A 21,517-nucleotide genomic window follows, 5' to 3' on the forward strand; every position below is an offset into this window, starting at 1 on the left:
CGGCGGGTGGACTACCAAGGGCTGCTGGAGCAGATCGCGGCGGACGTCGCCCCGCTGGTGGGCAGCGGCGCGCCCGCCGCGTACATTCCGGCGCTCGCGTCCGTGGACCCCGCGCAGTTCGGGATGGCCGTGGCCGACCTCGACGGCAACGTCCACGGGGTGGGGGACTGGCAGGTCCCCTTCTCCGTCCAGTCCATCACGAAGGTGTTCGCGCTGGCCCTGGCGCTGGCGGAGGGTGGCGACAGCCTGTGGGAGCGGGTGGGCCGGGAGCCCTCGGGCAATCCGTTCAACTCGCTCGTGCAGCTGGAGTACGAAAACGGCATCCCGCGCAATCCGTTCATCAACGCGGGCGCCCTCGTCGTCACCGACCGGCTGCAGACCCTGACGGGTGACGCGAGCAGTGAACTGCTGGAGTTCCTGAGGCTGGAGAGCGGCAACCCGGACATGGGCTTCGACGCGGAGGTCGCGGCGTCCGAGCACGAGCACGGCGACCGGAACGCGGCCCTCGCCCACTTCATGGCCTCGTACGGGAACATCGACAACCCGGTGCCGACCCTGCTGGACCACTACTTCTGGCAGTGCTCCATCGAGATGAGCTGCGCCGACCTGGCCCGTGCGGGGCGCTTCCTGGCCCGGCACGGGCTGCGGGCGGACGGCTCGCGGCTGCTGACGCGCAGCGAGGCCAAGCAGGTCAACGCGGTGATGCTGACCTGCGGGACGTACGACGCGGCAGGCGAGTTCGCCTACCGCGTCGGCCTGCCCGGCAAGAGCGGGGTGGGCGGCGGGATCGTCGCGGTCGTCCCGGGCCGCTGCACGCTGGCCGCGTGGAGCCCGGGCCTCGACGTCCACGGCAACTCGGTCGCGGCCGTGGCGGCCCTGGACCGCTTCACCACCCTGACGGGCCTGTCCGTCTTCTGACGCGCCGCTCGCACGGCCGGGGCTACTCGGGGCGGAGCTGCAGGCTGTAGCGGCGGCCCGGGTTGCCACCCGGAGACAGGAACTCCTCCGCCAGCCGCATGCCGAGCCGCTCCGCCACCGCCACCGAACGCGCGTTCCCGGCGTGGATCATCGCCACCACCTCCGGCACGCCCGCCTCCCGTATCCGCTCGACCGTGGCCAGCGCGGCGGCGAACGCGTACCCCTTGCCCCAATGCTCCCGGCCCAGCCGCCACCCGATCTCGATCTGGCCGACCGGCCCCCACTCCTCCTGGGGCCAGGGCTGCGCCCCGGTGAAGCCGATGACGGCGCCCTCACCGTCCAGCAGCGTCCACAGGCAGTAGCCGAGCTGTGCGTCGTGCATCCGCTGGCGCGCCGTGAACTCCTCGTACAGGGACAGCTCGGCGGGACCGCCGAGGAACTCCATGACGTCGGGGTCGTCGAAGACGGCGTGCCAGGCGTGCGCGTCCTCGTCGGTGGGCACGCGGAGCTGGACGGCGGGGAGCGGCCGGGTCGGCGAGGTGGTCACAGTGGGCAGCCCTTCGGATTCGCGATCTCTCTCGCTGCATAGACTGCACATGTCCTGTGCCGTTGGGCACCCTTTATCGAGCCTTCGGGAGACCCCGCAGTGACCGAGCCCCTCTCCGAACACTCCGCGGATGTGATCGTCGTCGGGGCCGGACCCGCCGGCTCCACCACCGCCTACTACCTCGCCAAGGCCGGACTGGACGTCCTGCTGCTGGAGAAGACGGCGTTCCCCCGCGAGAAGGTCTGCGGTGACGGGCTGACCCCGCGCGCCACCAAGCAGCTGGTGGCGATGGGCATCGACATCTCCGAAGAGGCAGGCTGGCTGCGCAACAAGGGCCTGCGGATCATCGGCGGCGGCCAGCGGCTCCAGCTGGACTGGCCGGAGCTCGCCTCGTTCCCGGACTACGGACTGGTCCGCAAGCGCGACGACTTCGACGAGACGCTGGCCCGGCAGGCACAGAAGGCGGGCGCCCGGCTGTACGAGCGCTGCAACGTCGGCGAGCCCGTCCGCGATCCGCGCACCGGCCACATCACCGGCGTGCAGGCGAAGCTGGGCGAGGAGAAGACCCCGGTCACCTTCAGTGCCCCGCTGGTCGTCGCGGCCGACGGCAACTCCTCCCGGCTGTCGCTGGCGATGGGCCTGCACCGGCGCGAGGACCGCCCGATGGGTGTCGCGGTCCGTACGTACTTCACCTCACCGCGGCACGACGACGACTACCTGGAGTCGTGGCTGGAGCTGTGGGACCGGCGCGGCCCGCAGGACCGGCTGCTGCCCGGCTACGGCTGGATCTTCGGCATGGGCGACGGCACGTCCAACGTCGGCCTCGGCATCCTCAACTCCTCCTCCGCCTTCCGGGAGCTGGACTGGCGCGAGGTCCTCAAGGCATGGTGCGCGTCCATGCCGGAGGACTGGGGCTACACCCCCGAGAACATGACGCAGCCGATCCGCGGCGCGGCCCTGCCGATGGCCTTCAACCGCCAGCCCCACTACACCAAGGGCCTGTTGCTGGTCGGCGACGCGGGCGGGCTGGTCAACCCGTTCAACGGCGAGGGCATCGCGTACGCCATGGAGTCGGGCCAGATCGCGGCCGACGTCATCGTCCAGGCGCACGCCCGGGCGACGCCCGCCCAGCGCGAGCTGGCGCTGCACAGCTATCCGAAGGTGCTGAAGGAGACGTACGGCGGCTACTACTCGCTGGGCCGCGCCTTCGTGAAGCTGATCGGCAACCCGAAGGTCATGAAGGTCGCCACCCAGCGGGGGCTGACGCACCCCGTGCTGATGCGCTTCACGCTGAAGATGCTGGCCAACCTGACCGACCCGGCGGGCGGCGACGCGATGGACCGCATCATCAACGGCCTCTCGAAGGTGGCCCCGAAGGCCTGACCGGCCGAGGCGGGGTCGCGCGGCACGGCCGTGCGGCCCGGGGCGCTCAGGAGGCGGAACGGTCCGGGGCGCTGCCGGGGGTGCCTTCGGCTTCGGCTGCGTGGACGGAGCGCACGCAGCGGGTCAGCAGGACCAGTCCGTACAGCAGCATCGTGAGGCCGGCGGCCCAGCCGAGGCCCAGGGTGAGCGGATGTCCGGGCTTGTGCCAGGGGCGGGTGGTGTTGAGGAGCCAGCCGCCGACGGCGAGCAGGAAGAGCCCGGTGGCGGCCGGCACGGCGGTGGGGTCACCGCTGCCGTGCCCGGGGGTCGCGGTGTGCGCGGTGTCTGCGGTGTACGCGGTGCCCGCGGCGTCTTCGGGGTGTTCGAGGTGTTCGGGGCGTTCCTCACTCCGCACGGGCCACCACCTCCTCAGGTGAAATCGGGGCGGGCGCTGCGCCTCCGCTATCTTCGCAGGGCCTCGGCCGGTTCCACACGGGCAGCCCGCCAGGCGGGATGCACCCCGGCCAGCAGCCCGGTCACGAGCCCGACGAGCGGAGCCGCGGCCACCGTCAGCGGGTGGATCACCGGCGTCCAGTCCCGTACGAGGGACACCCCGACCACCGTCAGCTCGCCGAGGGACGTCCCCACCAGGCCGCCGAGCGCCCCCAGCGCGGCGGACTCGGCGAGGAACTGGGCCGACACGTGCCGCCCCCGGGCCCCCAGCGCACGGCGCAGCCCGATCTCCCCGGTCCGTTCCAGGACGGCGACGAGGGTCGTGTTGGCGATCCCGACCGCGCCGATGACCAGGCAGATCCCGGCCAGCAGCAGGAACAGGGCGCTGAGGTCGGAGGTCACTCCCGAGCGCAGCAGCCGGGGGTCGGGCGGCGGCACCGACTTCAGGTACTCGGGGTGGTCGGGCCGCAGCGCGAGCGGGGCGAGCTCGGCGACCTGCCGGGCCGCGCCGAGCTCGGTGGCGATGAGCATGCTCGCACTGCCGGGCGAGGGCGGCCCCCACAGCTCTTCGGCCGTGGCCCGGGGCACGAGCACGGACAGCAGGTTCTCCGGCTTGCGTTCCACGTCGGAGACGATCCCCGCCACGGTGAAGGGCTCCTGCCCGATGTAGAGCGCGGGCCGGGTGGCCAGAGTGGTGATGCCGAGCCGGTCGGCGAGCCCGCCGCCGATGACCACGACGCGCTGTCGGCTCCGCTCGGAGAACTCGTCGTAGAGGCGGCCCTCCCGGAGCGTGGGCACGAGGGCGGCGACCGCCCCGGGCGAGGCGGCAACCACGGACGCACCGGTGATGGACTCTCCGCCGCCGGACGGCAGGGAGCCGAGGGAGGTCCGCGAGTCCAGTCGTACCGTCCACAGCACCCCGGCGTGCTCGATGCCCGCGACGGCGTGCAGCCGTTGCTCGGCGTCGGCGGGGAAGCCGGGCCCGGCGAACTCGCTCTGCTGGGCGGCGACGTCCTCGATGGTCACCTCGGTGGCGGTGAGGACGTTGAACCGGCCGTCGATCTGCGAGGAGATGGTGGCGGTGAGGCCGAGCACGGCCACGAAGCTGCCGACGCCGAGGACGGTGCCGAGCGCGGTGAGCACGGCCCTGCCGGGGCGGCGCAGCATGCCGGCGACGGCCTCGGAGACGGTGTCGCGCGGGGACTGCCGGGTGGGGCGGACGGCGCTCACCCGGAGAGCCGCCCGTCGCGGATGGTGACGGTCCGCCGGCCGCGGGCGGCGACCCCGGGGTCGTGGGTGATCAGGAGGACGGTCATGCCGGAGCCGTGCAGTTCGTCGAGCAGGGCGAGGACGGAGGCGGCGTTGGCCGAGTCGAGGTTGCCGGTCGGCTCGTCGCAGAGCAGCAGCGACGGGCGCCCGACGAGCGCGCGGGCGATGGCGACGCGCTGGCGCTCCCCACCGGAGAGCCGCCCGGGGACGGCGTCCGCCCGGTGCCCGAGCCCGACCTGCTCCAGGGCCGCGCGGGCCCGTACGAGGCGCTGCGCGCGCGGGACTTCGGTGTAGAGCATGGCGAGGGTGACGTTCTCCAGGGCGGACCGGTGGGGGAGCAGGTGGAAGGACTGGAAGACGAAGCCGATCCGGCGCCCGCGCAGGGCGGTGCGCTCCCGGTCGGCGAGCGCGGCGGTGTCGATCCCGTCGAGGAGGTAGCGGCCGGAGGTCGGGGAGTCGAGCAGCCCGGCGACGTTGAGGAAGGTGGACTTCCCCGAGCCGGAGGGCCCGACGACGGTGATGAACTCGCCGCGAGCCACGACCAGGTCGAAGGGGAGCAGCGCCGCGACGGGAGGCGGGCCGGGATAGGTGAGTCCGACACCGCGGAACTCGATGACGGGGGCGTCGGGCTCCGCTGCCCCGTCGGCCCCCGGGCCGTGGGCGTCGGCCTCGGGCGGCCGGGCTTCGGCGGGGCGGCGGGGGCGCTCCGGATCCCGGTCCTCGGGACGGCGGGCGGGCTCCGGCTGCCCGGGCCCGGTCTGCCGGCGGCCGGTGAGACCGCGGCGCAGGCGGACTCTCATCGGGGCGCCCCCTTGGGTGCGGCTCCGACGACCACGCGGGTACCGGCCGTGAGGGTGCCCGGCTGGAGGGGGGCCACGGCCACGTAGCCGTCTCCGCTGGTGCCGATGCGGACCTCGATACGGCGCTGTGCGCCGTCGGCGCCCTGGACGGTGACCACGGTGTGCCCGTCCGCACCGGCGGAGACCGCGGTGACCGGGACCACGAGGGCCTCACCGTCCGTGGCGGCGGACTCGATGGTCAGCCGTACGTCCTGCCCGGCGAATGCCGCCGGCAGCGGCTGGTCGGCGCGGACCACCATGCGGTAGCCGACCTCGCCGCCGCTGCTCCCGCCGCCTGTGCCGCCTGTGCCGCCCTTGGCACCTTGGCCTTGGCCCTCGCCCCGGTCCGGCCCCTGCTGCGGCTGCCCGGCCCCGGCCGCCTGCGCGGCGGACCGTTCGGCGGCGACCGAGGCCACCTTGCCCCGGGCGTCGCTGCCGGTGAGTTCGGAGGAGATCATCACCGTCATCCCGGCGCGCAGCAGCTGTTTCTTGTCGTCTTTGAGGTAGGCCTCCACCACGAGTTCTCCTGCTGAGAGCGTCAGCACCGGCCCGGCCACGGCGGCGCCGACCTGCCCGCCGACCGCGCTGACCCGGGCGGGGAAACCTCCGAGGAACACGGTCTCGGCGGCGGGCAGCATCGGCCCGTCCGCGGCCTCGGCCGCGGCCAGCGCGGTCCGCGCCTCGGCAAGGGCCTGCCGGGCGCGCGTGAGTTCGCGGCCGGAGCCGGAGCCGGAGCCGGAGCCGCGGCCGGAGCCGGAGCTTGGGCCTGGGGTCGCCCCGGAGTCCGAACCCGGACCGGGAGTCGCGCCGGACCCGGGTTTCCCGGTGCTTCCCGTGGCGCCGCCCGCTCCGCCGGCGGAGCCACTGGCGTCTTCCACTGCCCACTGCGCCGACCGCACCGCGTCCCGGGCGGCCTTCAGCGCCGAGCCGCCGTCCGCGACCGCGGGCAGGGGGTCGTACCCGACGGCCTGGTACCGGGCGGCGAGGGCCGCCTTCGTGCCGGGGCCGAAGACCCCTTGGGCGTCTGCGCCGGTGCCGTGCCCGAGCTCGCGCAGCGCCTGCTGGAGTTGCGCGACGTCGTCGCCGGTGGTGCCCGGCTTGAGGTCCCGGTACATCGGCAGGCCGCCGTGCAGTGCGAAGACGGGCCTCCCGGACACCTCGGCGAGCAGTTGCCCGGCCTTGACCGGATCCCCGGCCTTCAGCGGCAGCTTGGTCAGCACCGCAGTCCCCTGGCCCTCACCCGTCCGCACGCCCTGGGGCGACACCGCGACGCTCTGACCGGCGACCACGGTCCCGCGCATCACCACGGTCTCGGCGAGGACCCGCCGCTCGACCTCAGCGGTCAGCGCAGCCTGGGCCGGCGGGCCGGTCTCCGCCGCCACCTGGGCGGGCGACTTCACCAGTGCCGTGGCCAGCAGACCGCCGACCGCCATCAGCGCGGCGCCGCCGACGATGCCGAGGACCGCACGCCTGCCCCGGTCGAGCCCGCCGATCTTGTCCCCCACGGTCGCAGGGGCCTGCACCGTCCCCACGGTGTGGCCGATTTCGCTCATCTCGCCGGCCGGCACTTCCGAAGGGTGTCGAGGTGCTCGGTCTTGAGCGAGGACCACTGCTCGGGCGTGCCGCCCTTGCTCTGGTCGAACTCGGCCGTCACCGGATCCGGGTCCGGATACCACGAGATGCCTTCGGCCCGCATGCACGTGGCTTGTTTCTGCGCGGCAGCGAGCACGTCGGGGTCGGCCGGTTCAGGACTGTGCGGCGCCGGATGAAGCGAAGCGCACGCGGTGTGGGCTTCCTCGTTCCAGGGCTGGTCCTTGTCCTCGTAGGGCATTCCGTTGCCCCGGTAGACGATGGGGACGCCGTGCTTTTTCAGACAGTCGTGGTAGGCGATTTCCTGCTGCGTGGGCGGCGGACTGTCGATTGCCTTGGGCTCCTTTTCGCCTCCGCATGCCGTCAGGGAAAGGCATATGGCGAGCAGTGGAGCGAAGTGGCGTGCGTGCACGTCGGCGATTCCCTAAGGCCGTAGAGATGGGGTGTGCGCGTCCGTTGTAAAACGTGGCGGGGAGCGCGCTGCCAGATAGTAGGGAGTGGAGATCCACTGCCACAAGTTACCTATCGGAAACTTCAGATGACTGTCCATCAGGTGAGAAGGGGCTTTTGCCGGAGGGCGTCCGACCTGTTGACTTCCCGGCCGGAAGGAACCGTGATCACGGTTCACCACCCCATGGGTGTTTTCCATCCCGAGGACGAGGAGCACATGATGGAGAAGGTATTCCGCAACCTGGCGACGGGTTGTCTCACCGCTGTTTCGGCCGCCGCGCTTCTGCTGGGCACGGCAGGCCCGTCGGCCGCGTACGGGAAGGACGGAATTCTCGAAGTCGACGAGTTCGGGCTTTTCTACAACCAGTACCAGTCCGGTTGTGTCTTCGACCTATACGGCGAGGACCTCAACTTCAACGACAACTACTTCAAGAGCGGTTGCACGGGCGGCACCTCGCTGGTGAACGACAACACCGAGTCCTACAAGAACCGGGATGTCTACGCCTGGAAGGTGGCGACCGACGCCTACATGGACGGGAATGTCGGCGAGATCCCGTCGAACTACCAGGGCAACGCCTCCGCCACCTTCAAGAACACCATCAGCTCGTCCACCTACACCCTCCACGCCTGAGCAGGTGAGGGAGCTTTCCACGATGCGCACCGCCGGCGTCCGCCGGATCCCCGTCCCGGCGGCGCTGCTGGCGGCCGTCCTCCTTGCGGGCTGTTCGGAAGCCGGCGGCGGGCCGGGGGGCGGCGGTGGGGAGCCGAAGCTGGGTGCCGTCGCCGTGAACCCGGCCACGTCCTCCCTGTCCCTGCCCATGGACGCGTACATGGACACCGAGGCGGACACCATGAGGATGGGCCGGGTGCAGGAGGGCCTCGTCGCCGCGTGCATGGCCCGGTACGGGTTCACGTACGAGGGGGTGACGGCGGTCGGGCGCTCTCCGGGCGGGGCGCCGGGTGACCGGCACGCCTATCTGTTCGGCCTGGCCGATCCGGCGCGTGCGGCAGCCCACGGGTACGACAAGACCTCGGGCGAGGGGAAGCCGGCCAAGCCGCCTGCCCCGAAGCTGAGCGACAGTGCGTACACCGTGCTGCACGGGGAACCGCCGGGCGGCGGCGGGCAGGGCGCACAACCGCCCCCCGACGCGCTCAACGAAGAGGACGCCGCCCGCGTGGACAGCGGCATCGAGGTCGGCGGGCAGAAGGTGCCCGCCGGGGGCTGTGGGCGGGAGGGCTACCGCAAGCTGTACGCGCCGACCAAGGACAGCGTGGACCTCCTCTTCGCCTTCGGCCTGGCCGGCGAGGCGCACGACCGCTCCAAGGGCGACTCCCGGGTCGTCGAGGTCCTGCGCAAGTGGTCCGCTTGCATGGACAAGTCCGGCTATACCGGGCTCAAAACCCCGTACGAGGTCGTCGAGAAGCTGGGCCTGCAGAGCGACTTGGGCGGCGCCAAGGCCGTTTCGGCGGCCAAGGCCGACGTGGCGTGCAAGTACGAGGTGAACCTCGTGGGGGTCTGGTACGCCGTCGACAAGGCCTACCAGCAGCGGCTCACCGAGGAGCACGCCGAGACGCTCGCGCTCTACAAGAAGCAGCGCGACGCCCGCTTCAAGCTGGCGGCGTCGCTCGGCTGAAGCCGAAGCGGGGCACGGCCAAGGGCCGGTACTCCGCCCCCGAGCGGGGGAGTACCGGCCCTTCGCGGTGTCCGGCGTGCCGCGGAGCGGGGATCAGAGGACGCGGACGGCGCCCGTCGGGCGGTCGTAGCTCAGGGAGCGCTCGACGATGCCCGTGCTGGGGTTCTGCGCGCCGACGAACTTGCCGCCGCCGACGTAGAGGGCGACGTGGTAGGCGTTGCCGCGGGAGCCCCAGTACAGGATGTCGCCCGGCTGGAGGGCGCTGAGGGAGACCGAGGTGCCCTCGGAGGACTGGTCCTGCGACATGCGGGGCAGGGAGATGCCGGCCTGGCGGTAGGCGGCCTGCACGAGCCCGGAGCAGTCGAAGGAGGACGGGCCGGTGCCGCCCATCACGTAGGCCTTGCCGACCTGCGCGCGGGCGAAGTTCACGATGGCGGCCGCGGATCCGGTGGCCGGGGCGGTCACGGTGCCGGAGCCCAGGCTGCCGGAGGCGGAGGCGCTCTGCAGGGTGGCGCGGGAGGAGCTGCGGGTGGCGCGCTCGGCCGCGGCCTTGCGGTCCGCCTCTTCCTTCGCCTTCTTCTCGGCGTCGGCCTTCTCGGCGTCTTCCTTGGCCTTCTTCGCCTCGGCGGCGGCGCCCGTGCGGGCTTCCTCCTCCTGGGCGTGCAGCTCGCCGGTGACGGCGGCGGCGGCCGTGTTCTCGGCGGCCGTGGTGACGGCGGAGGAGACCTCGGCGGCCAGATCCAGGTTCAGGACCGGCATTTCGAGCGTCGTCTCGGCCACGGGCTCGGACGGGGACGCGCTCGCCGTGCCGGCCATGGCCAGGGTGCTGAGGACGCCACCGGCAACTCCGGCGCGGACCGCGAGCTTCGAGGCGCTGCGACGGGGCTTCCGGTGGCTGGGTATGTGAGCGGTGTGGGACATGGGTACAACCGCTATCAGGGGGTCGCGGTTCCCTTCAAGAAACGTGGTGTGCGCCACAGTTGTGCGCGATTCGGGCGCAACCGGGCGCGTCGCGCGACGTATTGACGCCGTAACGGACGAATCGGACAGCACCTCACAAGCCTGTGATCATGGGGTTTCAGTAATTAGTCCGAATTGATCCGCCGCCTACCATCCCCGCGCACAGTTGGCCAAGCCCTCTTTCGGAGGCACGAATTCGACGTGGCGCAGGTCACAGGAATGTCTCACCGCGGGGAGTCTGTGGCCCGCCCGTGATCTCGCTGTGAACCGGCCGGGCACAACCCGCCGGGTTCGTGAACGGATGCACACGTCCACTCCCGTGCGCGCGGCCTCCCTCGACCGGGCGACGCGGATCCCTTTATCACCGATGGGCCCCGCAAGGCGAATTTGCCTGCACTGGCCATCGTTTGATAGGGGCAGTCCCTCTCTACCTGCGGTAACGCAGTTAATGTCACCTTTCGTAGCCGTGTGAATCCTTCGCGTACAAAGATCGCCACCTAGAAGCCTTCATGATCGTTCGTCGGGTGGTGGAGATCACAAACTCGGTGTTGCAACCCGTGTCGCAGATCACAGACGAGCGGGCATAGGATGCGCATCAGTCCGGCTTGTGAACTGCCTCACATGTACACGATCTTCGCGAGGCAGGACTCCCCCAGCTCCCGCTGGGAGGGGCCCCCGCGCCGGCGCAGCGGTCCAACGGTCAAGGACGACTGGAAGGAGCGAGGAGCGTGAATGCGTACGCACCCATCCTCGTGCTCGGCGCCCTCGGCGCAGGGTTTGCGATCTTCTCCGTGGTCATGGCCACGCTGATCGGCCCCAAACGGTACAACCGGGCAAAGCTCGAAGCCTACGAGTGCGGCATCGAGCCGACGCCCACGCCGGCCGGTGGCGGTCGCTTCCCCATCAAGTACTACCTGACGGCGATGCTCTTCATCGTCTTCGACATCGAGGTTGTCTTCCTCTACCCCTGGGCCGTCACCTTCGACTCCCTGGGGATCTTCGGGCTCGTCGAGATGCTGCTCTTCGTGCTCACCGTCTTCGTCGCCTACGCCTACGTCTGGCGCCGCGGCGGCCTGGAATGGGACTGAGGGGCTGAATTTCCCATGGGACTGGAAGAGAAGCTGCCGAGCGGCTTCCTGCTGACCACCGTCGAACAGGCCGCGGGATGGGTGCGCAAATCATCCGTCTTCCCCGCGACCTTCGGCCTCGCCTGCTGCGCCATCGAGATGATGACCACCGGCGCCGGCCGCTACGACCTGGCCCGCTTCGGCATGGAGGTCTTCCGCGGCTCCCCGCGCCAGGCCGACCTGATGATCGTGGCCGGGCGGGTCAGCCAGAAGATGGCGCCGGTGCTCCGGCAGGTGTACGACCAGATGCCCGCTCCCAAGTGGGTCATCTCCATGGGGGTTTGCGCCTCCTCGGGCGGCATGTTCAACAACTACGCGATCGTCCAGGGTGTCGATCACATCGTCCCGGTGGACATCTACCTGCCCGGCTGCCCGCCCCGCCCCGAGATGCTCATGGACGCGATCCTCAAGCTCCACCAGAAGATCCAGGGCTCCAAGCTCGGCGTGAACCGGGAAGAAGCGGCCCGCGAGGCGGAGGCGGCGGCCCTCAAGGCCCTCCCGACCATCGAGATGAAGGGGCTGCTCCGGTGAGCGACACCAGCCAGACCCCCCCGGACAACGGCAGCAACGGGAACAACGTTCCTGCCCCCCGGGGCTCCGCCGGACCCGAGGTGATCGGCGTCCGCAAGGGCATGTTCGGCGCCAACAACGGCGGCGACACCAGCGGCTACGGCCGCCTCGTACGCACCGTGGCGCTGCCCGGCGCCAGCCACCGCCCCTACGGTTCGTACTTCGACGAGGTCGCCGACGAGCTCGAAGGCGCCCTGGAGGAGCAGGACCTCGTCCCCGAGAACGCCATCGAGAAGACGGTGGTCGACCGGGGCGAGCTCACCTTCCACATCGCCCGCGAGCACCTCGTACGCGTCGCCCGCACCCTGCGCGACGACCCGGCACTGCGCTTCGAGCTCTGCACCGGTGTCAGCGGCGTCCACTTCCCCGGGGACACGGGCCGCGAGCTGCACGCCGTCTACCACCTGCGCTCGATCACGCACGGCAGGGTCCTGCGGCTGGAGGTGTCCGTTCCGGACGGCGACCCGCACCTCCCGTCGCTCGTCGCGGTCTACCCGACCAACGACTGGCACGAGCGCGAGGCGTACGACTTCTTCGGCCTGGTCTTCGACGGGCACCCGGCCCTCACCCGGATCATGATGCCGGACGACTGGCAGGGCTTCCCGCAGCGCAAGGACTACCCGCTCGGCGGCATTCCCGTCGAGTACAAGGGCGCCCAGATCCCGGCTCCCGACCAGCGGAGGTCGTACAGCTGATGTCCACGTCCCACCACGCCTCCTCCGCCGACCACGCCTCGGCGCGCGAGACGACCGAAGGAACCGTCTACACCGTCACCGGCGGCGACTGGGACGAGATCGTCCAGTCGGCCGCCAAGGCGGACGACGAGCGGATCGTCGTCAACATGGGTCCCCAGCACCCGTCCACCCACGGAGTGCTCCGCCTGATCCTGGAGATCGACGGCGAGACGGTCACCGAGGCCCGTTGCGGCATCGGCTACCTGCACACCGGCATCGAGAAGAACCTCGAATTCCGCAACTGGACGCAGGGCACCACCTTCGTCACGCGCATGGACTACCTGACCCCGTTCTTCAACGAGACGGCGTACTGCCTCGGCGTCGAGAAGCTCCTTGGCATCACCGACCAGGTCCCCGACCGCGCCACCGTCATCCGCGTCCTGCTGATGGAGCTCAACCGGCTCTCCTCCCACCTGGTGTGCATCGCCACCGGCGGCATGGAGCTGGGCGCGACCACGATCATGATCTACGGCTTCCGGGACCGCGAGCTGATCCTCGACATCTTCGAGCTGATCACCGGGCTGCGCATGAACCACGCGTTCATCCGGCCCGGCGGCCTCGCGCAGGACCTGCCCCCGGGCGCCGTGGACCAGCTGCGCGACTTCCTGAAGACCATGAAGAAGAACCTGCCGGAGTACGACAAGCTCGCCACCGGCAACCCGATCTTCAAGGCACGCATGCAGGACGTCGGCTACCTCGACCTCACCGGCTGCATGGCGCTCGGCGCCACCGGCCCGATCCTGCGCTCGGCGGGCCTGCCGCACGACCTGCGCAAGGCGGACCCGTACTGCGGCTACGAGACCTACGAGTTCGACGTGCCGACCACCGAGACCTGCGACTCGTACGGGCGGTTCCTGATCCGCCTGGAGGAGATGCGCCAGTCGCTGCGGATCATCGAGCAGTGCCTGGAGCGGCTGGAGCCGGGCCCGGTGATGGTCGCCGACAAGAAGATCGCCTGGCCGGCGCAGCTCGCGATGGGCCCCGACGGCCTCGGCAACTCGCTCGACCACATCAAGAACATCATGGGCACCTCCATGGAGGCACTCATCCACCACTTCAAGCTGGTGACCGAGGGCTTCCGGGTCCCGGCCGGGCAGGCGTACGCGGCCGTGGAGTCCCCCAAGGGCGAGCTCGGCGTGCACGTCGTCTCCGACGGCGGCACCCGCCCCTACCGGGTCCACTTCCGCGACCCGTCCTTCACCAACCTGCAGGCCATGGCAGCGATGTGCGAGGGCGGCCAGGTCGCCGACGTCATCGTCGCCGTCGCCTCCATCGACCCCGTGATGGGAGGCGTCGACCGATGACAGCCGTGTCTTCCGGAGGGGCCACGCCCCAGGGCCCCCTCAGCCTGGGCATGCCCCAGCTGCCGGCCCCCGACTTCCCGGCCGAGGTGCGCGCCCGGCTCGACGCGGACGCGAAGGAGATCGTCGCCCGCTACCCCGACAGCCGCTCCGCGCTGCTGCCGCTGCTGCACCTGACGCAGTCCGAGGAGGGGTACGTCTCGCGCACCGGCATCCGGTTCTGCGCCGAGACGCTGGGCCTGACCACCGCCGAGGTCACCGCCGTGGCCACCTTCTACACGATGTACCGGCGGCGGCCCTCGGGCGACTACCAGGTCGGGGTCTGTACGAACACCCTGTGCGCGGTCATGGGCGGCGACGCCATCTTCGAGGAGCTCAAGGAACACCTCGGGGTCGGCAACAACGAGACCACCCCCGACGGCAAGGTCACCCTTGAACACATCGAGTGCAACGCGGCCTGCGACTACGCCCCCGTGGTGATGGTCAACTGGGAGTTCTTCGACAACCAGACCCCCGAGTCCGCCAAGGCCATGGTGGACGACCTGATCGCCGGTCGCACGGTCACCCCCACCCGGGGCGCGCCGCTGTGCACGTACAAGGAGACCGCCCGGATCCTCGCGGGCTTCCCCGACGAGCGCGAGGGCGCCGTCGAGGCGGGCGGCGGCGCCGGCCCCGCCTCGCTGATCGGACTGCGGATCGCCCGGGGCGAAAGCCCGCAGCAGGGCAAGGTCGTGCACCCGCGTGGCGAGGCACCGGCTGCCACCGAGGAGGGGGAGTGATGACGGTGACCGCCGAAATGCACACGAACGGCGCCCCGGACAAGCTGCTGGCACCCGTGCTGTCGGCCTTCTGGGACGAGCCGCAGTCCTGGACGCTGGAGACCTACCGGCGCCACGAGGGGTACGAGGGCCTGCGCAAGGCGCTCGCGATGACCCCGGACGACCTCATCGCGTACGTGAAGGACTCCGGTCTGCGCGGACGCGGCGGGGCGGGCTTCCCCACCGGAATGAAGTGGCAGTTCATCCCGCAGGGCGACGGGAAGCCGCACTACCTCGTCGTGAACGCGGACGAGTCGGAACCGGGAACCTGCAAGGACATCCCCCTTCTCTTCGCCAACCCGCACTCCCTCATCGAGGGAATGATCATTGCCTGTTACGCGATCCGGTCGGAGCACGCCTTCATCTACCTGCGAGGCGAGGTCGTGCCGGTCCTGCGGCGCCTGCACGAGGCGGTGCGCGAGGCGTACGAGGCCGGCTACCTGGGGGAGAACATCCTCGGGAGCGGGCTCAAGCTCGACATCACGGTGCACGCGGGAGCGGGCGCTTACATCTGCGGCGAGGAGACGGCCCTCCTCGACTCCCTCGAAGGCCGGCGCGGCCAGCCCCGGCTGCGTCCCCCCTTCCCTGCCGTCGAGGGGCTCTACGCGTGCCCCACCGTCGTGAACAACGTCGAGTCCATCGCGTCGGTTCCCGCGATCCTCAACAACGGCAAGGACTGGTTCAAGGCGATGGGGACCGAGAAGTCCCCCGGCTTCACCCTGTACTCGCTCTCCGGGCACGTCGCCGGCCCCGGCCAGTACGAGGCCCCGCTCGGCATCACCCTGCGCCAGCTCCTCGACATGAGCGGCGGGATGCGCCCCGGCCACCGGCTGAAGTTCTGGACCCCGGGCGGCTCCTCCACTCCGATGTTCACCGACGAGCACCTGGACGTCCCGCTCGACTACGAGGGCGTCGGCGCGGCCGGATCCATGCTCGGCACCAAGGCGCTGCAGTGCTTCGACGAGACGACCTGCGTGGTGCGGGCGGTGACCCGGTGGACCGAGTTCTACGCCCACGAGTCCTGCGGCAAGTGCACGCCCTGCCGCGAGGGCACGTACTGGCTGGTCCAGTTGCTGCGCGACATCGAGGCCGGCAAGGGCGTGATGTCCGACCTCGACAAGCTGAACGACATCGCCGACAACATCAACGGCAAGTCCTTCTGCGCGCTCGGCGACGGCGCCGCCAGCCCGATCTTCTCCTCGCTGAAGTACTTCCGCGAGGAGTACGAACAGCACATCACGGGCAGGGGCTGCCCCTTCGACCCCAGGAAGTCGACCCTCTGGGCTGACACGGAGGTGAACGCATGACCGTCACCACCAACGCTCCCGCCGGTGGCGGGGAGGCGGCGGGGCGGCCGAAGGCCGCCGAAGACACGGTCTCGCTGACCATCGACGGCATCGAGCTGTCGGTGCCCAAGGGCACGCTCGTGATCCGGGCCGCCGAGCAGATCGGCATCGAGGTCCCCCGGTTCTGCGACCACCCCCTCCTCGACCCGGTCGGCGCCTGCCGCCAGTGCATCGTCGAGGTCGAGGGCCAGCGCAAGCCGATGGCCTCCTGCACGATCACCTGCACCGACGGCATGGTCGTCAAGACGCAGCTGACCTCCGAGGTCGCCGAGAAGTCCCAGCGCGGGGTGATGGAGCTGCTGCTCATCAACCACCCGCTGGACTGCCCGGTCTGTGACAAGGGCGGCGAGTGCCCGCTGCAGAACCAGGCGATGTCGCACGGGAACGCCGAATCGCGTTTCGAGGGCAGGAAGCGCACCTACGAGAAGCCGGTACCGATCTCCACCCAGGTGCTGCTGGACCGCGAGCGGTGCGTGCTGTGCGCGCGCTGCACCCGCTTCTCCACGCAGGTGGCGGGCGACCCGATGATCGAGCTGCTGGAGCGCGGTGCGCTCCAGCAGGTCGGCACCGGCGAGGGCGACCCCTTCGTGTCGTACTTCTCCGGCAACACCATCCAGATCTGCCCGGTCGGCGCCCTCACCTCGGCCGCGTACCGCTTCCGCTCCCGCCCCTTCGACCTCGTCTCCTCCCCGAGCGTGTGCGAGCACTGCGCGGGCGGCTGCGCGACCCGGACCGACCACCGGCGCGGCAAGGTGCTGCGCCGGCTGGCCGCCGAGGACCCCGAGGTCAACGAGGAGTGGGTGTGCGACAAGGGGCGCTTCGCGTTCCGCTACGCGCAGCGCCCCGACCGGCTGACCACCCCGCTGGTGCGCGGCGCCGACGGCGTCCTCGCCCCTGCGAGCTGGCCCGAGGCCCTGGAGGCCGCGGCCGCCGGGCTCGCCGCCGCACGGGGCCGGGCCGGGGTGCTGACCGGCGGCCGGCTCACCGTCGAGGACGCCTACGCGTACGCCAAGTTCGCCCGGGTCGTGCTGGACACCAACGACATCGACTTCCGGGCCCGGATCCACAGCGCGGAGGAGGCCGAGTTCCTGGCCGCAGCCGTCGCGGGCACCGGCAAGGACCTCGACGGCAGCGGAGTGACCTACTCCTCGCTGGAGGCGGCGCCCGCGGTGCTGCTCGCCGGCATCGAGGCGGAGGAGGAGGCCCCCGGCGTCTTCCTGCGGCTGCGCAAGGCCCACCGCAAGCACAAGCAGCGGACCTTCGCCCTCGCCCCCTACGCCACCCGCGGTCTGGAGAAGGCGGGCGGCACCCTGCTGGCCGCCGCCCCCGGCACCGAACCCGAGTGGCTGGACGCACTGGCCACGCGTACCGGCCTGGAGGCCGGCGGCGCCGAGGCCGCCGACGCGTTGCGCGAGCCGGGCGCCGTCATCGTCGTCGGGGAGCGCCTCGCGGGCGTGCCGGGCGCGCTGACCGCGGCCGTACGGGCCGCCACCGCCACCGGCGCCACGCTCGTGTGGATCCCGCGCCGGGCCGGGGAGCGGGCCGCCGTCGAGGCCGGCGCACTGCCGTCGCTGCTACCCGGCGGCCGCCCGGCCACCGACCCGCGGGCCCGCGACGAGGTCGCCGCCGCCTGGGGGCTGGACGAACTCCCGCACCGCTACGGCCGGGACACCGGCCAGATCGTCGAGGCGGCGGCCGGGGGCGAGCTGACCGCCCTGCTGGTCGCGGGCGTCGAGGTGCGCGACCTGCCGGACCCGGCCCGCGCGCGGGTCGCCCTCCGGGAGGCCTTCGTGGTCTCCCTGGAACTGCGGCCCGGCGAGGTCACCGACCACGCCGATGTGGTGTTCCCGGTCGCGGCGGTCGCGGAGAAGGCGGGGGCGTTCATCAACTGGGAGGGCCGGGTCCGGCCGTTCGAGGCGGCGCTCAAGCCCGACCAGATGACCCGCCGGCTCGCCCCGGCCGACGCCCGTGTGCTGCACATGCTCGCCGACGCCGCCGACCGGCCGATCGCCCTGCCCGACGTCCACGCCGTACGCCGCGAGCTGGACGGCCTCGGCCCGTGGACGGGGGAGCGTGCCACGGCCACCGCGCAGGCCGCGGACACCGTGGCGCCGCCCCGCCCGGGTGCCGGAGAGGCGGTCCTGGCGGGCCACCGGCTGCTGCTCGACCTGGGCCTGCTCCAGGAGGGCGACGAGGCCCTGGCCGGCACCCGGCACGAGGCCCCCGCCCGGCTGTCGGCGGCCACCGCCGCCGAGAGCGGCGTCAAGGACGGCGACGTCCTCGCGGTGACCGGCCCGGCCGGCTCCGTGGAACTGCCGCTGCGGATCACCGACATGCCCGACCGGGTGGTGTGGCTCCCGCTGAACTCCGCCGGCTCCGGCGTCCTCGCCGACACCGGCGCCCTCCCGGGCGCCCTCGTACGGATCGGTCCGGCGACCCCGGCCGGCGCAGCCGACACCACCGCGGAGGTGGACGCGTGAACGCGGCACACGGTGACCTCGTACAACTTGCCGCAGAGGACCTGTCCCTGTTCGGCCGGGACCCCTGGTGGCTCGTGGTCGTCAAGGCGGTGTTCTGCTTCGCCTTCCTGATGGTGACCGTGCTGTTCTCCATCGTGTGGGAGCGCAAGGTCGTCGCCTGGATGCAGCTGCGCATCGGCCCCAACCGGCACGGCCCCTGGGGCATGCTCCAGTCGCTCGCCGACGGCGTGAAGCTGATGCTCAAGGAAGACATCATCGTCAAGCGGGCGGACAAGGTCGTCTACGTCCTGGCGCCGATCGTCGCCGCGATCCCGGCCTTCATGGCGATCGCGGTGATCCCCTTCGGTCCCTCGGGCAACGAGGTCTCGATCTTCGGGCAGCGCACCACGATGCAGCTGACCGACCTGCCGATCGCGATGCTCTACGTCCTGGCCGTGGCCTCGGTGGGCATCTACGGGATCGTCCTCGCGGGCTGGTCCTCCGGCTCGACGTACCCGCTGCTCGGCGGCCTGCGCTCCTGCGCGCAGATGATCTCGTACGAGATCGCGATGGGCGCGGCCTTCGCCTCGGTCTTCCTCTACTCCGGGTCGATGTCGACCTCGGCGATCGTCGAGGCGCAGGCCGACCGCTGGTACATCGTCCTGCTGCCGGTCTCCTTCATCATCTACGTCGTCACGATGGTCGGCGAGACGAACCGCGCCCCCTTCGACATGCCGGAGTCCGAGGGCGACCTGGTCGGCGGCTTCAACACCGAGTACTCCTCCATCAAGTTCGCGCTGTTCATGCTGGCCGAGTACGTCAACATGGTCACCGTCTCGGCGGTCTCGGTCACCCTCTTCCTGGGCGGCTGGCGGGCCCCGGCGCCGATCTCGACGTACTGGGAGGGCGCGAACCACGGCTGGTGGCCGCTGCTCTGGTTCGTCATCAAGGTCCAGCTGCTGCTCTTCTTCTTCATCTGGCTGCGCGGCACGCTGCCGCGCGTGCGCTACGACCAGCTGATGAAGCTCGGCTGGAAGGTGCTGATCCCGGTCTCCGTGGTCTGGCTGATGCTCGTCGCGACCGTACGGGCGCTGCGCAACGAGAGGTACGACTTCTCGGAGATCGTGCTCTACGTCGGCGGCGCGGTCGTCGCCATCCTGCTGCTGTCCCTCGTCGCGGACCTGCTGCGCGACCGCAAGGAGAAGGCCGCCGGAGGGGGCGCCGGCAAGGGCGCCGCAGCCGAGTCCTTCGATCCGCTGGCCGGCGGATTCCCCGTACCGCCCAAGCCGGGCCAGCAGCTCGCCCCCGTACCGCGCAGGCGGCCCCGCGGTGCGGGGGAGCTGATTGTCAGTGGCGGGACGAATACTGACAGTGACCGAGAGGAGGGTGCTGAGAATGTCTGACGCGGACCCGAACGAGAAGTGGCAGAACCCGGTGGCCGGCTTCGGCGTGACCTTCAAGGCCATGTTCAAGAAGCGCCTCACCGAGCAGTACCCGGAGCAGCAGAAGACCACCGCCCCGCGCTTCCACGGACGGCACCAGCTGAACCGGCACCCGGACGGTCTGGAGAAGTGCATCGGGTGCGAGCTGTGCGCCTGGGCCTGTCCCGCCGACGCCATCTACGTGGAGGGCGCGGACAACACCGAGGAGGAGCGCTACTCCCCGGGCGAGCGGTACGGCGCGGTCTACCAGATCAACTACGCCCGCTGCATCCTGTGCGGGCTGTGCATCGAGGCCTGCCCGACGCGGGCGCTGACGATGACGAACGAGTTCGAACTGGCCGACTCCAGCCGCGAATCGCTCATCTACACCAAGGAGCAGCTGCTCGCCGGGCTGACCGAGGGCATGGTCGAGGCACCGCACGCCATGTACCCGGGCACGGACGAGCAGGACTACTACCGCGGGCTGGTGTCGGGCGCTGCTCCCGGTACGCAGCGCCAGGCCGCCCGGTCCAAGGGTGAGACGGCGGCTCCCGCCGGTACCGAGACGTCGGGCGCATCCGCTCGGGGCGAGGGGGTGGGGGCATGAGCGCGATCGCCGCGGCTGCCGGCACGGTGACCTCCACGGGTGAGGCGGTGCAGTTCTGGATCCTCGGCACGGTCGCCGTGATCGGCGCGCTGTCCACGATCCTGATGAAGAAGGCCGTCCACAGTGCCCTGAGCCTGGCCGGGACGATGATCGTCCTGGCGGTCTTCTACCTCGCCAACGGGGCGTACTTCCTGGGCGTGGTCCAGGTGATCGTCTACACCGGCGCGATCATGATGCTGTTCCTGTTCGTGGTCATGCTGGTCGGCGTCACGGCGGCCGACTCGCTGAAGGAGACCCTCAAGGGGCAGCGCTGGCTGGCGGTCCTGTGCGGGCTCGGCTTCGGCGTCCTGCTCGTCGCCGGGATCGGCAACGCCTCGCTGAAGCACTTCAACGGGCTCGGCCGGATCAACTCCACCGGGCACGTGGAGGGTCTGGCCACGCTGATCTTCACCAAGTACGTGTTCGCCTTCGAGATCACCGGTGCGCTGCTGATCACCGCGGCCGTCGGTGCGATGGTGCTGACCCACCGCGAGCGCACCGAGCGGGCCGCCACGCAGCGCGAGCTCGCCGAGCGGCGCGTACGCGAAGGGGTCCAGCTCCCGCCGCTGCCCGCGCCCGGCGTCTACGCCCGGCACAACGCGGTCGACGTCGCCGGTCTGCTGCCGGACGGCACCCCGTCCGAGCTGACCGTCAACAAGACGCTGCGGGCCCGCGGCCAGATCCGGGACGTCTCCAGCGAGGCCATTGAGGACATGAAGGCACTGGAGCAGCGGGCCGCCGAGCGGCTCGGCCGTGAGGAGGCCTCGAAGTGAACCCGGTCAACTACCTGTACCTGTCGGCACTGCTGTTCACGATCGGCGCTGCAGGCGTGCTGATCCGGCGGAACGCGATCGTCCTGTTCATGTGCGTAGAGCTGATGCTCAACGCCTGCAACCTGGCCTTCGTGACCTTCTCCCGGATGCACGGCAACCTCGACGGCCAGATCATCGCCTTCTTCACGATGGTCGTCGCCGCCGCGGAGGTCGTGGTGGGCCTGGCGATCATCGTGTCGCTGTTCCGTACCCGCCACTCGGCCTCGGTCGACGACGCCAGCCTGATGAAGCTGTAAGGGG

General features: G+C 71.0%; 22 protein-coding genes. 15 read left to right on the plus strand and 7 right to left on the minus strand.

Annotation, left to right across the window (positions count from 1 at the left end; genetic code table 11):
* Nucleotides 1-6 precede the first annotated feature (6 nt).
* Complete coding sequence (locus AC0666_RS21130; RefSeq protein ID WP_361718689.1) at nucleotides 7-918, plus strand: glutaminase; 912 nt, start codon at nucleotides 7-9, stop codon at nucleotides 916-918.
* A gap of 22 nt (nucleotides 919-940) precedes the next feature.
* Here AC0666_RS21130 and AC0666_RS21135 read toward each other — a convergent pair whose 3' ends face one another.
* Nucleotides 941-1,465: a GNAT family N-acetyltransferase gene (locus AC0666_RS21135; RefSeq protein WP_468585002.1), complete on the minus strand. Its 525-nt coding sequence runs from the start codon at nucleotides 1,463-1,465 to the stop codon at nucleotides 941-943.
* Between the two features lie 99 nt (nucleotides 1,466-1,564).
* Between AC0666_RS21135 and AC0666_RS21140 the strand changes: the two genes are divergently transcribed.
* Complete coding sequence (locus AC0666_RS21140) at nucleotides 1,565-2,848, plus strand: geranylgeranyl reductase family protein (RefSeq protein ID WP_356850809.1); 1,284 nt, start codon at nucleotides 1,565-1,567, stop codon at nucleotides 2,846-2,848.
* Nucleotides 2,849-2,894: 46 nt separating this feature from the next.
* On the opposite strand, the gene AC0666_RS21145 is transcribed toward AC0666_RS21140, so the two are convergent.
* From AC0666_RS21145 to AC0666_RS21165, 5 genes are read right to left on the minus strand one after another with little or no spacing between them, the layout of a single operon-like run.
* On the minus strand, nucleotides 2,895-3,242 hold the full coding sequence (locus tag AC0666_RS21145) for a hypothetical protein (RefSeq protein ID WP_468962738.1): 348 nt from the start codon (nucleotides 3,240-3,242) through the stop codon (nucleotides 2,895-2,897).
* 47 nt (nucleotides 3,243-3,289) lie between these two features.
* Nucleotides 3,290-4,510: an ABC transporter permease gene (locus tag AC0666_RS21150; protein WP_478708124.1), complete on the minus strand. Its 1,221-nt coding sequence runs from the start codon at nucleotides 4,508-4,510 to the stop codon at nucleotides 3,290-3,292.
* Nucleotides 4,507-5,349: an ABC transporter ATP-binding protein gene (locus AC0666_RS21155; protein WP_468962742.1), complete on the minus strand. Its 843-nt coding sequence runs from the start codon at nucleotides 5,347-5,349 to the stop codon at nucleotides 4,507-4,509. The genes AC0666_RS21150 and AC0666_RS21155 overlap by 4 nt, the downstream gene beginning before the upstream one ends.
* Complete coding sequence (locus tag AC0666_RS21160; protein ID WP_478708125.1) at nucleotides 5,346-6,941, minus strand: peptidoglycan-binding domain-containing protein; 1,596 nt, start codon at nucleotides 6,939-6,941, stop codon at nucleotides 5,346-5,348. The genes AC0666_RS21155 and AC0666_RS21160 overlap by 4 nt, the downstream gene beginning before the upstream one ends.
* Nucleotides 6,938-7,390, minus strand: coding sequence for a hypothetical protein (locus AC0666_RS21165; RefSeq protein WP_468962744.1), 453 nt, complete (start codon nucleotides 7,388-7,390; stop codon nucleotides 6,938-6,940). The genes AC0666_RS21160 and AC0666_RS21165 overlap by 4 nt, the downstream gene beginning before the upstream one ends.
* A 222-nt stretch (nucleotides 7,391-7,612) precedes the next feature.
* Here AC0666_RS21165 and AC0666_RS21170 point away from each other — a divergent pair, with 222 nt between their 5' ends.
* Both AC0666_RS21170 and AC0666_RS21175 read left to right on the plus strand, forming a co-directional pair.
* Entirely contained in the window at nucleotides 7,613-8,059 is a 447-nt protein-coding gene (locus AC0666_RS21170; RefSeq protein WP_478708126.1) for a hypothetical protein, read from the plus strand.
* A 22-nt stretch (nucleotides 8,060-8,081) separates the two neighbouring features.
* A complete protein-coding gene (locus tag AC0666_RS21175) occupies nucleotides 8,082-9,062 on the plus strand; it encodes a hypothetical protein (RefSeq protein ID WP_478708127.1) in 981 nt (326 codons plus the stop codon).
* Between the two features lie 93 nt (nucleotides 9,063-9,155).
* Here the strand turns inward: AC0666_RS21175 and AC0666_RS21180 are convergent, their stop codons facing one another.
* Entirely contained in the window at nucleotides 9,156-9,983 is an 828-nt protein-coding gene (locus tag AC0666_RS21180; RefSeq protein WP_468584996.1) for a C40 family peptidase, read from the minus strand.
* A 767-nt stretch (nucleotides 9,984-10,750) separates the two neighbouring features.
* Between AC0666_RS21180 and AC0666_RS21185 the strand changes: the two genes are divergently transcribed.
* Genes AC0666_RS21185 through nuoK form a run of 11 tightly spaced genes read left to right on the plus strand, consistent with a single transcriptional unit; the run spans nucleotide 10,751 to nucleotide 21,513 of the window.
* The gene (locus AC0666_RS21185) at nucleotides 10,751-11,110 is read left to right on the plus strand and encodes an NADH-quinone oxidoreductase subunit A (protein ID WP_030028256.1); all 360 of its coding nucleotides are present in this window, start codon (nucleotides 10,751-10,753) and stop codon (nucleotides 11,108-11,110) included.
* Between the two features lie 15 nt (nucleotides 11,111-11,125).
* Nucleotides 11,126-11,680 carry a NuoB/complex I 20 kDa subunit family protein gene (locus AC0666_RS21190; protein WP_356850818.1) on the plus strand — a complete coding sequence of 185 codons (555 nt, stop codon included), beginning with the start codon at nucleotides 11,126-11,128 and terminating at the stop codon, nucleotides 11,678-11,680.
* Complete coding sequence (locus AC0666_RS21195) at nucleotides 11,677-12,414, plus strand: NADH-quinone oxidoreductase subunit C (RefSeq protein WP_468962750.1); 738 nt, start codon at nucleotides 11,677-11,679, stop codon at nucleotides 12,412-12,414. The genes AC0666_RS21190 and AC0666_RS21195 overlap by 4 nt, the downstream gene beginning before the upstream one ends.
* Nucleotides 12,414-13,757, plus strand: a complete 1,344-nt coding sequence (locus tag AC0666_RS21200) for an NADH-quinone oxidoreductase subunit D (protein ID WP_356850820.1) — start codon at nucleotides 12,414-12,416, stop codon at nucleotides 13,755-13,757. Before AC0666_RS21195 ends, AC0666_RS21200 begins: the two co-directional genes overlap by 1 nt.
* A gap of 50 nt (nucleotides 13,758-13,807) precedes the next feature.
* Complete coding sequence (nuoE, locus tag AC0666_RS21205) at nucleotides 13,808-14,533, plus strand: NADH-quinone oxidoreductase subunit NuoE (protein WP_468962752.1); 726 nt, start codon at nucleotides 13,808-13,810, stop codon at nucleotides 14,531-14,533.
* Nucleotides 14,530-15,879, plus strand: a complete 1,350-nt coding sequence (gene nuoF, locus AC0666_RS21210) for an NADH-quinone oxidoreductase subunit NuoF (RefSeq protein ID WP_468584991.1) — start codon at nucleotides 14,530-14,532, stop codon at nucleotides 15,877-15,879. The genes nuoE and nuoF overlap by 4 nt, the downstream gene beginning before the upstream one ends.
* Nucleotides 15,876-18,398 carry an NADH-quinone oxidoreductase subunit G gene (locus AC0666_RS21215; protein WP_468962754.1) on the plus strand — a complete coding sequence of 841 codons (2,523 nt, stop codon included), beginning with the start codon at nucleotides 15,876-15,878 and terminating at the stop codon, nucleotides 18,396-18,398. Before nuoF ends, AC0666_RS21215 begins: the two co-directional genes overlap by 4 nt.
* Nucleotides 18,395-19,780 (plus strand): NADH-quinone oxidoreductase subunit NuoH, encoded by a 1,386-nt coding sequence (gene nuoH / locus AC0666_RS21220; protein ID WP_468962755.1) that lies wholly within the window; start codon nucleotides 18,395-18,397, stop codon nucleotides 19,778-19,780. Before AC0666_RS21215 ends, nuoH begins: the two co-directional genes overlap by 4 nt.
* Nucleotides 19,773-20,405, plus strand: a complete 633-nt coding sequence (gene nuoI / locus AC0666_RS21225; protein ID WP_468584986.1) for an NADH-quinone oxidoreductase subunit NuoI — start codon at nucleotides 19,773-19,775, stop codon at nucleotides 20,403-20,405. Before nuoH ends, nuoI begins: the two co-directional genes overlap by 8 nt.
* Complete coding sequence (locus AC0666_RS21230) at nucleotides 20,402-21,217, plus strand: NADH-quinone oxidoreductase subunit J (protein ID WP_468962756.1); 816 nt, start codon at nucleotides 20,402-20,404, stop codon at nucleotides 21,215-21,217. The genes nuoI and AC0666_RS21230 overlap by 4 nt, the downstream gene beginning before the upstream one ends.
* On the plus strand, nucleotides 21,214-21,513 hold the full coding sequence (gene nuoK, locus AC0666_RS21235; RefSeq protein WP_356850827.1) for an NADH-quinone oxidoreductase subunit NuoK: 300 nt from the start codon (nucleotides 21,214-21,216) through the stop codon (nucleotides 21,511-21,513). The genes AC0666_RS21230 and nuoK overlap by 4 nt, the downstream gene beginning before the upstream one ends.
* Nucleotides 21,514-21,517 lie beyond the last annotated feature (4 nt).

Source organism: Streptomyces sp. NPDC043680 (assembly GCF_056436685.1).

Excerpts from the sequence above, each read along its gene's own strand:
- nuoI (WP_468584986.1), top strand. The coding sequence starts at position 19,773 with ATGTCTGACGCGGACCCGAACGAGAAGTGGCAGAACCCGGTGGCCGGC.
- AC0666_RS21155 (WP_468962742.1), bottom strand. The coding sequence starts at position 5,349 with ATGAGAGTCCGCCTGCGCCGCGGTCTCACCGGCCGCCGGCAGACCGGG.
- AC0666_RS21160 (WP_478708125.1), bottom strand. The coding sequence starts at position 6,941 with ATGAGCGAAATCGGCCACACCGTGGGGACGGTGCAGGCCCCTGCGACC.
- AC0666_RS21230 (WP_468962756.1), top strand. The coding sequence starts at position 20,402 with ATGAGCGCGATCGCCGCGGCTGCCGGCACGGTGACCTCCACGGGTGAG.
- AC0666_RS21170 (WP_478708126.1), top strand. The coding sequence starts at position 7,613 with ATGGGTGTTTTCCATCCCGAGGACGAGGAGCACATGATGGAGAAGGTA.
- AC0666_RS21180 (WP_468584996.1), bottom strand. The coding sequence starts at position 9,983 with ATGTCCCACACCGCTCACATACCCAGCCACCGGAAGCCCCGTCGCAGC.
- AC0666_RS21200 (WP_356850820.1), top strand. The coding sequence starts at position 12,414 with ATGTCCACGTCCCACCACGCCTCCTCCGCCGACCACGCCTCGGCGCGC.
- AC0666_RS21175 (WP_478708127.1), top strand. The coding sequence starts at position 8,082 with ATGCGCACCGCCGGCGTCCGCCGGATCCCCGTCCCGGCGGCGCTGCTG.
- nuoE (WP_468962752.1), top strand. The coding sequence starts at position 13,808 with ATGCCCCAGCTGCCGGCCCCCGACTTCCCGGCCGAGGTGCGCGCCCGG.
- AC0666_RS21215 (WP_468962754.1), top strand. The coding sequence starts at position 15,876 with ATGACCGTCACCACCAACGCTCCCGCCGGTGGCGGGGAGGCGGCGGGG.
- AC0666_RS21190 (WP_356850818.1), top strand. The coding sequence starts at position 11,126 with ATGGGACTGGAAGAGAAGCTGCCGAGCGGCTTCCTGCTGACCACCGTC.